The organism is Kineosporia sp. A_224, from assembly GCF_002198655.1.
GTDB lineage: Bacteria > Actinomycetota > Actinomycetes > Actinomycetales > Kineosporiaceae > R-H-3.
The window spans coordinates 16,943-28,624 of the sequence record NZ_MWLN01000123.1 but is presented as its reverse complement, the minus strand read 5'-3'; the positions used below and the strand labels follow the sequence as shown (position 1 = coordinate 28,624).

Below are 11,682 nucleotides of genomic sequence, written 5' to 3'. Positions count from 1 at the left end.
CGCGGAGGCGGCGGCCGGCCCACGGCTGCGCGCCGCCGGTCGCGAGCGCCAGGCCGCAGCCGGCGAGGACGGCGAACAGGGCCGAGGCCCGGCCGCCGGCGACGACCTCCGCGAGCGGGGCCGGGTCGCCGGGGCCGGTGCCCGGCCACACGTGGGTGGCGACCATCCCGACGAGAGCGACACCGCGGGCCGCGTCGACGCCGCGCAGCCGGGGCCGCGGGCCGGGCGGCGGCACCCGGACCTGCTCGGCCACCTCCTGCCCGGCCGTGTCGCCCACGGGTGCGTCGTCCACGGGTGGCCCGGCGGTCAGCCGTCGAGGGACGCCACGAGGCGGGTGACACCGACCTCGCGGCCGTCGGCCGCCTCGAGGGTGCGGTGCGCGCCGTCCGGGGCCGCGCCGGCGGACGCGAGGAAGCCGCGCAGGGCCGTGTCGTCGTCCGGTACCCAGGCCCGCAGCGTCGTCACGCCGGCCGAGCGCAGGGTGTCCGCCCCGGCCGCGAGCAGCCGGGACCCGTGGCCCGCGCCGCGGTGCGCGGGGTCGACCGCGAGGACGACGAGGTCGCCGTCGTCCGGCCCGGCGTCCGGGTCGCCGCTCGGGGCGACCGCCGCGAAGCCGACGACCGCGCTCCCGGCGCAGGCCACGAGCACGCTGTGCCGCGCCGACGGCGGCCGGGCGACCGCCTCGTGCCAAGGCTGCGCGAGGTCGTCCGCGCTGAGCCGCCCGAGCGCGTCGGCGTCGAGGACGTCGGCGTAGGCCGCCCGCCACGCGCGGGCCTGGACGGCGCCGATCGCCGGGGCGTCCGCCGGCCGGGCCGGGCGGACGGAGGCGTCGGCGGTCGGGGGCCGCAGCACGTCCGCGGTCTCGTCGGGGGCATCCACGACGGCAGTGTCTCCCGGGTCGGGCCGTCCCGGCACGTGGACCTCGCGGGACGGCCGTGCGGGTGGTCCGCCGGTGGTGTCCGTCACGTCCGCCGCCGGGGCGGGCGCCGTGCGGTCGGGCGGCGGCCGCGGCGCGGGTTAGCGTCGGGAGGTGACCTCTCTCGACGCCGGCCCCGCGGGCCGTACCGACGCCGACGGCGCGCTCTTCGACGGTGCCGTCTTCGACGCGGTCCTCTTCGACATGGACGGCACGCTCGTCGACTCGACGCGGTCCGTGCAGCGGTCGTGGCTGGAGTGGGCGGGGGAGTACGGCGTCCCGCTCGACCGGCTCACCGGCTGGCACGGCGTCCCGGCGAAGCAGATCATCGCGACCGTCGTCGACGACCCCGCCCGGCACGCCGACGCGCTCGCCCGGATCGAGGCGCTGGAGATCGAGGACGCCGCGGGCGGCATCCTCGTGCTCCCCGGTGCGGTCGAGGCGCTCGCCGCGCTGCCCGCGGGCCGGGCCGCCGTCGTCACCTCCTGCACGCGGCTCCTCGCGCACGCCCGGATCGCGGCCGCCGGCCTCGTCGCGCCCGGCGTCGTCGTCACCGCGAGCGACGTGACCCACGGCAAGCCCGACCCGGAGCCGTTCGTGCTCGGGGCCCGCCGGCTCGGCGCCGACCCGGTCCGCTGCCTCGTCGTCGAGGACGCCCCCGCCGGTCTGGTGGCAGGCCGGGCGGCCGGCGCCGCGACGCTCGCCGTCGTCACGACGCACCCGGCGGGCGAGCTCGACGCGGACGTCGTCGTGCCCACGCTCGTGGACGTCCGGTTCGTCACCGGGCCGGGCGGCGTCCGGGTGGTCGCCGCCGGCTGACAGCTGACGGTCCGACGACGGTCCGGCGACGGTCCGACGGCGCTCCGGGGCGTCGTCGGTGGGCGCCGCTAGGCTGCGGCGCACTGACGAGGAGGCGACGTGGGCGAGCAGACGACGGTGGACATCGCGGCGGCGGAGCGTGGGGAGCCGGACACCCAGTACGAGGCCCTCCTGCGGCGGGTCCTGGAGACCGGGGCCCCCAAGGAGGACCGGACCGGCACCGGCACGGTGAGCACGTTCGGCGAGCGGTTGCGCTACGACCTCTCCCAGGGGTTCCCGCTGGTGACGACGAAGCGCGTGCACTTCAAGTCGCTCGCTGTCGAGCTGCTCTGGTTCCTGCGGGGCGGCACGAACGTGCGCTGGCTGCAGGAGCAAGGCGTGACGATCTGGGACGAGTGGGCCTCCGACACCGGCGACCTCGGCCCCGTCTACGGCAAGCAGTGGCGCTCCTGGCCGACCTCCTCCGGGGACGTCGACCAGCTCGGGGCGGTCGTCGAGACGCTGCGGACCGACCCGGACTCGCGCCGGATGGTCGTCTCGGCATGGAACGTCTCCGACCTGCCGCAGATGGCGCTGGCGCCCTGCCACCTGCTCTTCCAGTTCTACGCGGCCGGCGGGCGGCTGTCCTGCCAGGTCTACCAGCGCAGCGCGGACATGTTCCTCGGCGTCCCGTTCAACATCGCGAGCTACGCGCTGCTCGTCCACCTCGTCGCGCAGCAGGTCGGCATGACCCCGGGCGACCTCGTGTGGGTCGGCGGCGACTGCCACGTGTACGCCAACCACGTCGACCAGGTCCGCGAGCAGCTGGGCCGGGAGGCGTTCGCCTTCCCGACGCTCGAGGTGGCCCCCGCCGCGTCGCTCTTCGACTACACGTACGACCACTTCCGGGTCGTCGACTACCGGCACCACCCTGCGCTGCGCGCCCCGGTCGCGGTGTGAGCGCGAGGCTCGTCTGGGCGCAGAGCACGAACGGGGTCATCGGGGTCGGCGGAACGCTGCCCTGGCACCTGCCGGAGGACCTCAAGCACTTCTCCCGCCTCACGACGGGATCGGTCGTCGTCATGGGCCGCCGGACGTGGGAGTCGCTGCCGCCGAGGTTCCGGCCGCTGCCGGGCCGCACGAACGTCGTCCTCACCCGGAGCCCGGGCTACGACGCCCCGGGGGCCCAGGTCGTCGGCTCGGTCGGCGAGGCGCTGGCCCGGCACCCGGACCCGTGGGTCATCGGCGGCGCCGAGGTCTACGCCGCGTTCGCGGCCGCGGCCGGCACCGCGGTCGTCACCACGGTCGACCTCGTCGTCGACGAGACGGGGGAGGACGTCGTCCGGGCGCCCGTGCTCGGGCCGGGCTGGGCCGTCGGCGAGCGGGTCCCCGCCCAGGGCTGGAGCGTGTCCACGACCGGCCTCCGGTACGCGGTGACGACGCGCACCAGAGTGTGACGCGCGTCACTTCCTGCCTGTGAGCAGTCCGTGTAACGGGCGGCACGCGCTGTGCGATGTACCTGCGGAATCCCGGTGCTGCCCGGACCCCCGAGCGGTCAGCACCGGGATTCTTCGTCCCCGGCGGCCCGCCGGGCGGCCTCCGGCCGGTGCCGGCACCACCCCGGGTGAACACGCCCGACGTCCCGGGCGCGCCGGGCGGTAGCGTTGGCCGCATGTCGCCGTCCTCTGCCGCGCCCTCGACGGGCCGCCCGTTCGGCGCGGTGCTCACCGCGATGGTCACGCCGTTCACCGCCGCGGGCGAGGTCGACCTCGACGCGGCCGGGGCGCTCGCGGAGCACCTCGTCGGGCTCGGGCACGACGGGCTCGTCGTCTCCGGGACCACGGGGGAGTCGCCGACGACGTCCGACGCCGAGAAGGAGGCCCTGCTGCGGGTCGTCCTCGAGGCGGTCGGCGGTCGGGCGCGCGTCGTCGCGGGCGTCGGCACGAACGACACCCGGCACACCGCCGAGCTCGCGCGCGAGGCCGAGAAGGCGGGTGCCCACGGGCTGCTCGTCGTCACGCCGTACTACAACAAGCCGCCGGCCGAGGGCCTCGTCGCGCACTTCACGACCGTCGCCGACGCGACCGACCTGCCGGTCATGGTGTACGACATCCCCGGCCGGGCCGGCGTCCGGATCACGACCCCGGTGCTCCTGCGGATCGCCGGGCACGACCGGATCGTCGCGGTGAAGGACGCCACCGGCGACCTCTTCGCCGGGTCCGAGGTCATGGCCCGTACGGCCCTCGTCTACTACTCCGGGGACGACGCGCTCAACCTCGCCTGGCTCGCGCACGGCGCGGCCGGGGTCGTCAGCGTCGTCGGCCACGTCGCCGGAGCGCAGTACGCCGAGATGGTGCGCGCGATGGACGCCGGCGACGTCGCCGGTGCCCGCGCCGTCCACGACCGGCTCATCCCCGCGGTCACCGCGATCATGACCCGTACCCAGGGCGCGATCATGGCCAAGGCCGCCCTAGAGCTCCAAGGAGTCCTCACGAACCGCACCATGCGTCTGCCCCTGGTCCCCGCCACCGACGAGCAGGTCTCCGCCCTGCGCACCGACCTCGTCGCGGCGGGCCTCCTGTGAGCCACCCGCACCCCGAGCTCGGCCCGCCCCCCGTCCTGCCGGCCGGCGCCCTGCGCGTCGTCCCGCTCGGCGGGCTCGGCGAGGTCGGCCGCAACATGTCTGTCCTCGAGATCGACGGCAAGCTGCTGATCATCGACTGCGGCGTCCTGTTCCCCGAGGACCACCAGCCGGGCGTCGACCTGATCCTGCCCGACTTCACCTACATCGCCGACCGGATGGCCGACGTCGTCGCGGTGGTGCTCACGCACGGCCACGAGGACCACATCGGCGCCGTCCCGTACCTGCTCCGGCTGCGGCCGGACCTGCCGCTCATCGGCTCCCAGCTCACCCTGGCGTTCGTCGAGGCGAAGCTGCGCGAGCACCGGATCCAGCCGCTCACCCTGGCGGTCAAGGAGGGCCAGGTCGAGCGCCTCGGCCCGTTCGAGTGCGAGTTCGTCGCGGTGAACCACTCGATCCCGGACGCGCTCGCGGTCGCCGTCCGGACCGCCGCCGGCACGGTGCTCCACACCGGCGACTTCAAGATGGACCAGCTCCCGCTCGACGGCCGGATCACCGACCTGCGCGCCTTCGCCCGGCTCGGCGAGGCCGGCGTCGACCTGTTCATGGTCGACTCCACGAACGCCGAGGTCCCCGGCTTCACGGTCTCCGAGCGGGAGATCACCCCGGTCCTCGACCGGGTCTTCTCCGGCGCCGACCGGCGGATCATCGTCGCGAGCTTCGCCTCCCACGTGCACCGGGTGCAGCAGGTCCTCGACACCGCCGTCGCGCACGGCCGCAAGGTCGCCCTCGTCGGCCGCTCGATGGTCCGGAACATGGGCGTCGCGAAGGACCTCGGCTACCTGCACGTGCCGGACGGCGTCCTCGTCGACATCAAGGCGACGGACGACCTGCCCGACGACCAGATCGTGCTCATGTGCACCGGCAGCCAGGGCGAGCCGATGGCGGCGCTGTCCCGGATGGCGAACGGCGACCACCGGGTGCGCGTCGGTCGCGGCGACACCGTGATCCTCGCGTCGTCGCTCATCCCGGGCAACGAGAACGCGGTCTACCGGGTCATCAACGGCCTCACCCGGCTCGGCGCGAAGGTCGTGCACTCGGGCAACGCCCGGGTCCACGTCTCCGGCCACGCCAGCGCCGGCGAGCTCCTCTACTGCTACAACATCGTCCGGCCGCGCAACGTCATGCCGGTCCACGGCGAGGTCCGGCACCTCGTCGCGAACGCCGAGCTCGCGGTGAAGACGGGCGTCCCCGAGGACCGCGTCGTGCTCTGCGAGGACGGCGTCGTCGTCGACCTCGTCGACGGCGTCGCCCGGATCACCGGCAAGGTCGAGTGCGGCTACGTCTACGTCGACGGCTCGAGCGTCGGCGAGATCACCGAGGTCGACCTCAAGGACCGGCGGATCCTCGGCGAGGAGGGCTTCATCTCCATCGTCGTCGTCGTCGACTCCGGCAGCGGCAAGGTCGTCGCCGGCCCGGACATCCACGCCCGCGGCTTCGCCGAGGACGAGGCCGTCTTCGACAAGGTCAAGCCGCGGATCACCGACGCCATCGCGGCCGCGGTGACCGAGGGCATGACGGACTCCCACCAGCTGCAGCAGGTCGTGCGGCGGGTGGTCGGGCGCTGGGTCAACGAGTCCTACCGGCGCCGGCCGATGATCATCCCGCTCGTCGTCGAGGCGTGAGCGAGGGGTCGACCGGGGGTACGCGGGCGCAAACGGCACGGCAGACCGGCCGGGTCGTCTGCGTCGGGGGAGCGGTCGTCGACCGGCTCCTCCACCTCCTCGCGCCCGCGGTGCCGGGGACGTCGAACCCCGCGCGGGCCGCGGCGTCCTACGGCGGGGTGGCCCGCAACGTCGCGGAGAACCTCGCCCGGCTCGGGGCCGACGTCGCGCTCGTCGCGTGCGTCGGGGACGACGCCGCGGCGCCCGGGCTGCTCGCGCACGCGGCCGCGGCCGGGGTCGACGTCGCCGGGGTCCGCCGGGTGCGCGGTGCTACGACGGCCGAGTACGTCGCCGTCATCGCGCCGTCCGGCGACCTCGAGATCGGGGTCGCGGCGATGGACGTCCTCACGCAGGTGACCCCCGACGACGTCGCGGCCGCGATCGCCGGCGGCCCGGCCGTGGCGTGGGTCTTCCTCGACTGCAACCTCACAGCCGAGGCGCTCGCGGGCAGCATCGCGGTGTGCCGGGCGGCCGGGGCCAGGGTCGCGGTCGACGCGGTGTCGACCGCGAAGGCCGTGCGGCTGCCCGCGGACCTCACCGGGGTCGACGTCCTGTTCTGCAACGTCGACGAGGCGCGGGCGCTCGCGGCCGCCACCGGTGCGGTGCTCACCGTCGGGCCGGACGACGGGGGGTGGGAGACCGAGCTCGCCGCGGCGGCGCAGCGCCGCGGCGCCGCGGCCGTCGTCCTCACCCGCGGCCCGCGCGGGCCGCTCGTCGTCACCGCGACGGAGCTCGCGTCGATGAACGTCGTCCCGGTCGACGCCGTCGACGTCACCGGCGCCGGCGACGCCCTCGTCGCGGGCACCCTCGCCGGCCTGCTCGCGGGCAAGGACCTGCCCCGCGCCGTCGGCCTCGGCACCCGGGTCGCCGCGCGCACCGTCATCTCCGAGCACACCGTCGTCCCCGACCTGACCCCTGAGGACCTGCTGCCATGACCGTCGTCCCGCCCGCCGCCGCCCCGCCCGTCGAGCTCGCCCCCGAGGTCGCGCAGGCGCTCGCCGAGGGCCGGCCGGTCGTCGCGCTCGAGTCGACGATCATCACCCACGGCATGCCGTACCCGGCGAACCTGGAGACGGCGCGTGGCGTGGAGGACGTCGTCCGCGCGAACGGCGCGACCCCGGCGACGATCGCGGTCCTCGACGGCCGGCTCTGCGTGGGGCTCGACGACGAGGCGCTCGAGCGGCTCGCGCGCTCGGCCGAGGGCGCGGACGGCACCCACGACGGTGGTGGCGAGGTCGTCAAGGCGTCCCGCAAGGACCTGCCGGCAGTCGTCGCGCGCGGGGCGACGGCCGGGACGACGGTCGCGGCGACGATGTACCTCGCCCACCTCGCGGGCGTGCGGATCTTCGCGACCGGCGGCATCGGCGGCGTGCACCGCGGCGCCGAGCACACCTTCGACGTCTCGGCCGACCTCGACGAGCTCGGCGCCACCCCGGTGACCGTCGTGTGCGCCGGCGCGAAGTCGATCCTCGACCTGCCGAAGACCCTCGAGGTGCTCGAGACCCGCGGCGTGCCGGTCATCGGCCTGGGCACCGACGAGTTCCCGGCCTTCTTCTCCCGTACGTCCGGCCTGCCCGTCGACCACCGCGTCGACACCCCGGAGCAGCTCGCCGCCGTCCTCGTCGAGCACCGCCGGCTCGGCCTGCGCGGGGGAGTGCTCGTCGCGAACCCGATCCCCGAGGCCGACGCGATCCCCGCCGAGGAGATCGACGCCCGGATCGACGAGGCGATCGCCGACGCCGAGCGGGCGGGCATCACGCGCAAGGAGGTCACGCCCTACCTGCTCGCCCGGATCAACGAGCTCACCGACGGGCGCAGCCTCGTCGCGAACATCGCCCTCGTCCGCAACAACGCCGCCGTCGCGGCCCGGACGGCCGTCGCGCTGGTGGCGCTCGGCGGCTGACGCCCGCGGCGGTGGGACCCGACCACGGTCAGGCACCCGGTATGCACCCTGGCGAGGGCGGTTTGTCCGGTTCCACGGTGCACATCTGGTGCCTGAGCGCTTCTGTCGGGTGCTAGGGCACGGTCGTGAGCACCCTGCGTGATGGTGGGTGCGCGTCACGGCACGACGAGCGGTCACTGCGCCACGGCGTGTGACACGTGTGGCGGATGTGAAGTTCGCGTAGCCTCGCGAGCATGGCGACCCGGACGTCCTCCTCGAGCGGACGCGGCTCGGACGGCCCGGCACGCGGCACCGGCCGCACGGCGTCCGGCCGCCCCGTCGCGACCGGCGGTGCCCGCACCGGCACCCGGTCGACGTCCGCCTCGCCCCGCGGCACCTCCGGCCGGACGGCGTCCGGCACCGCCCGTGGCGGCCGGACGACGAGCCCCCGCGGTCGCACGACCGGCTCGTACCCGCGCCGCACCGGCCCGCCGTGGCCGGTCCGCGCCGTGACCGCGGTCTGGATGGGCGCCGCGCACGTCGTCGGCGGGACCGCCCGCGCGATCGGCACCGGGGCCCGTGAGCTCGACCCGGCGCACCGCCGCGACGGCTTCGGCTTCCTCCTCATCGCTGTCTCGATCATCGTCGCCGCCCGCGAGTGGTGGGGCCTCGACGGCCGGTTCGGGGACGGCGTCCACGCCGTCGTCGCCGGCACCTTCGGCCGGGTCGGGCTCGCCGTGCCGCTCGTGCTCCTGTGGCTCGGCGTCCGGCTGCTGCGGCACCCGGAGAAGGTGCAGGAGAACAACCGGGTCGCCGTCGGCCTGCTCGCCATGGCGGTCGCAGCGACCGGGCTCGTCCACCTCGCCTCCGAGTCGCCGGCGCCGCCGTCGGGCGCGACGAAGATGCGCGCCGCCGGCGGCATGATCGGCTACCTCGCGTCGTCCCCGCTGGAGTCCGCGGTGACGACCTACGCGGCCGTCCCGATCCTCGCCCTCCTCGCGTTCTTCGGCCTGCTCGTCATCACCGCCACCCCGGTGCACGCCATCCCGGACCGGCTCGGCTACCTCTACGACCGGCTCACCGGGCACGTCAACCCGGACGGCGAGGACCTCGACGACAGCGACATCTCCTCGGCCCGGCACGCGCTGCGCCGGCGGCAGAAGAAGGCCGAGGAGGACGGCTACGTCGGCGACGAGGCCTACGAGACGGCGCTCGTCACCGCACCCGGAAAGGGCGGCAAGAAGGCGCGCCCGGGGGAGAAGCGCCCGACCGGGCTCGACGACGCGATCGCCGCGGCGAAGGCCGGCAAGACCGCCGACGTCCCGTTCGACGCGGCCGCCGACGCCGCGGCCGGCACCGCGAAGGCGTCGGCCCGTGCGGGCGCCGCCGCGACCGCGGGCGCCGTCGCCGCCGACCCCACGGTCGAGGCCGCGCCCGGCGTCGTCATGAAGACCCCGCTCGAGGCGCCCCCGACGACCCAGCTCCCGCAGCGGGTCGAGCAGCTCCTGCTCGCGGGCGACGTCACGTACACGCTCCCGCCGTCCGAGATCCTCGCCCCGGGCAGCGCGCCGAAGGCCCGCAGCGCCGCGAACGACAAGGTCGTCGAGGCGCTGACGACGGTCCTCGACCAGTTCGAGATCGACGCCCAGGTCACCGGCTTCTCGCGCGGCCCGACGGTCACCCGCTACGAGGTCGAGCTCGGGCCGGCGGTCAAGGTCGAGCGGGTCACGGCACTGAGCAAGAACATCGCGTACGCCGTCGCGAGCGCCGACGTCCGGATCCTGTCGCCGATCCCCGGCAAGTCGGCGATCGGCATCGAGATCCCGAACGCTGACCGCGAGACGGTCTCCCTCGGCGACGTGCTGCGCAGCCAGGCGGCCCGCAAGGTCGAGCACCCGATGATCATGGGGGTCGGCAAGGACGTCGAGGGCGGCTACGTCGTCGCGAACCTCGCGAAGATGCCGCACCTGCTCGTCGCGGGTGCCACCGGCGCCGGCAAGTCGAGCTTCGTCAACTCGATGATCACGTCCATCCTCATGCGCTCGACGCCGGACGAGGTCCGGATGATCCTCGTCGACCCCAAGCGGGTCGAGCTCACCGCCTACGAGGGCATCCCGCACCTCATCACGCCGATCATCACGAGCCCGAAGAAGGCCGCCGAGGCGCTCGCCTGGGTCGTCAAGGAGATGGACGCGCGGTACGACGACCTCGCGGACTTCGGCTACAAGCACATCGACGACTTCAACAAGGCGGTCCGCGCCGGCAAGGTCGAGCTGCCGCCGGCGAGCCAGCGCAAGCTCACGCCCTACCCGTACCTGCTCGTCATCGTCGACGAGCTCGCCGACCTCATGATGGTCGCCCCGCGCGACGTCGAGGACTCGATCGTCCGGATCACCCAGCTCGCCCGGGCGGCCGGCATCCACCTCGTCCTCGCGACCCAGCGCCCCTCCGTCGACGTCGTCACCGGCCTCATCAAGGCGAACGTGCCGAGCCGGATGGCGTTCGCGACGTCGTCGGTCACCGACTCGCGCGTCGTCCTCGACCAGCCGGGCGCCGAGAAGCTCATCGGCCAGGGCGACGGGCTGTTCCTGCCGATGGGCGCGAGCAAGCCGATGCGCGTCCAGGGTGCCTGGGTCACCGAGACCGAGATCCACCAGGTCGTCGAGCACGTCAAGACCCAGCTCCAGCCGAGCTACCGCGAGGACGTCGCCGTCGTCGCGGTCAAGAAGCAGGTCGACGACGACATCGGCGACGACCTCGACCTGCTCCTGCAGGCCACCGAGCTTGTCGTCACGACCCAGTTCGGCTCGACCTCGATGCTCCAGCGCAAGCTGCGCGTCGGCTTCGCCAAGGCCGGCCGGCTCATGGACCTGCTGGAGTCCCGCGGGGTCGTCGGCCCCAGCGAGGGCAGCAAGGCCCGGGACGTTCTCGTGAAACCGGACGACCTACCCGCCACACTGGCTCTCATGCGGGGAGAGGAACCGCCCGACGACAACGCCGGGCGGGTCGAGGACCTGTGGGAGCCCGGACATGACGACGACTGACATCGGCCCGACCGGCCCCGGCGCGCAGCCGGGCACCGACGGGGCTGCCGACGACGCGCCCGAGCTCCTCGAGCTCGACCTGCTCGTCTGGGACGCGCCGAACATCGACATGACGCTCTCGAACGTCATCGGCGGGCGCCCGACGCCGGCCAGCCGGCCCCGCTTCGACGCCGTGGCCCGCTGGCTGCTCGCCGGCGCGGGGGACCGCGAGGTCGAGGGCTGCGTCTTCGCGAACGTCCCGGCCGGCGGCGCGGTCTCGATGCGCGGCTGGATCGAGGCGATCCGCTCGTTCGGGTACGCCGTCTTCGCCCGGCCCAAGCTCGGGCCCGAGGACGACATCGACGCCGACATGCTCGAGCACATCGCGCACCGGGCGAAGTCGCACCGGCTGCGCAAGCTCGTCGTCGCGAGCGGGGACGGCCGCAACTTCCTCGAGCCGCTCGAGGAGCTCGCCCGCACCGGCGTCGAGGTCGCGGTCCTGTCGTTCTCCGAGGTCGCGGGGTACGCGCAGGAGTCCGACCTCATCACGTTCGTCGACCTCGAGGACGTCCCCGGCGCGTTCATGACGCCGCTGCCGCGGATCCGGCTCGACAACCTGCCCGAGGGCGGCGCCTGGCTCCCGCCGACGCGCTCGATGCGCTCGCTGCTGGACGACGGGCACGGGTCGCACGACTGATCCTGCGCGCGGTGGGCCGCACGGCGCCCGGCGGTTCGGGGGCGCCAGCGCGGCCCACCCG

10 protein-coding genes and 1 pseudogene are annotated in these 11,682 nt (G+C 74.8%); 9 read left to right on the top strand and 2 right to left on the bottom strand.

The genetic code is table 11. The features are described from left to right. Both EDJALFJO_RS34255 and EDJALFJO_RS11235 read right to left on the bottom strand, forming a co-directional pair. Positions 1–277 (bottom strand): annotated as a pseudogene (locus EDJALFJO_RS34255) (DUF1624 domain-containing protein); the annotation flags it as partial. 29 nt (positions 278–306) lie between these two features. Then, positions 307–879, bottom strand: coding sequence for a GNAT family N-acetyltransferase (locus tag EDJALFJO_RS11235; protein WP_198950201.1), 573 nt, complete (start codon positions 877–879; stop codon positions 307–309). Between the two features lie 151 nt (positions 880–1,030). Here EDJALFJO_RS11235 and EDJALFJO_RS11230 point away from each other — a divergent pair, with 151 nt between their 5' ends. The 9 genes from EDJALFJO_RS11230 to EDJALFJO_RS11190 all read left to right on the top strand — a co-directional run bounded on the left by EDJALFJO_RS11230 (position 1,031) and on the right by EDJALFJO_RS11190 (position 11,621). Further along, on the top strand, positions 1,031–1,735 hold the full coding sequence (locus EDJALFJO_RS11230; RefSeq protein WP_233149804.1) for an HAD-IA family hydrolase: 705 nt from the start codon (positions 1,031–1,033) through the stop codon (positions 1,733–1,735). A gap of 99 nt (positions 1,736–1,834) precedes the next feature. Further along, a complete protein-coding gene (locus tag EDJALFJO_RS11225) occupies positions 1,835–2,674 on the top strand; it encodes a thymidylate synthase (protein ID WP_369812518.1) in 840 nt (279 codons plus the stop codon). Next, positions 2,671–3,171, top strand: coding sequence for a dihydrofolate reductase (locus EDJALFJO_RS35965; protein WP_088285179.1), 501 nt, complete (start codon positions 2,671–2,673; stop codon positions 3,169–3,171). Before EDJALFJO_RS11225 ends, EDJALFJO_RS35965 begins: the two co-directional genes overlap by 4 nt. A 215-nt stretch (positions 3,172–3,386) precedes the next feature. Continuing rightward, positions 3,387–4,298: a 4-hydroxy-tetrahydrodipicolinate synthase gene (gene dapA / locus EDJALFJO_RS11215; protein ID WP_088285177.1), complete on the top strand. Its 912-nt coding sequence runs from the start codon at positions 3,387–3,389 to the stop codon at positions 4,296–4,298. Beyond that, a complete protein-coding gene (locus EDJALFJO_RS11210) occupies positions 4,295–5,980 on the top strand; it encodes a ribonuclease J (RefSeq protein ID WP_088285175.1) in 1,686 nt (561 codons plus the stop codon). The genes dapA and EDJALFJO_RS11210 overlap by 4 nt, the downstream gene beginning before the upstream one ends. Further along, entirely contained in the window at positions 5,977–6,954 is a 978-nt protein-coding gene (locus tag EDJALFJO_RS11205; RefSeq protein WP_158220395.1) for a PfkB family carbohydrate kinase, read from the top strand. The genes EDJALFJO_RS11210 and EDJALFJO_RS11205 overlap by 4 nt, the downstream gene beginning before the upstream one ends. Next, complete coding sequence (locus tag EDJALFJO_RS11200; protein WP_088285171.1) at positions 6,951–7,922, top strand: pseudouridine-5'-phosphate glycosidase; 972 nt, start codon at positions 6,951–6,953, stop codon at positions 7,920–7,922. The genes EDJALFJO_RS11205 and EDJALFJO_RS11200 overlap by 4 nt, the downstream gene beginning before the upstream one ends. Before the next feature lie 233 nt (positions 7,923–8,155). Then, entirely contained in the window at positions 8,156–10,945 is a 2,790-nt protein-coding gene (locus tag EDJALFJO_RS11195; RefSeq protein ID WP_088285169.1) for a DNA translocase FtsK 4TM domain-containing protein, read from the top strand. After that, complete coding sequence (locus EDJALFJO_RS11190) at positions 10,932–11,621, top strand: NYN domain-containing protein (RefSeq protein ID WP_088285167.1); 690 nt, start codon at positions 10,932–10,934, stop codon at positions 11,619–11,621. The genes EDJALFJO_RS11195 and EDJALFJO_RS11190 overlap by 14 nt, the downstream gene beginning before the upstream one ends. Positions 11,622–11,682: the final 61 nt, after the last annotated feature.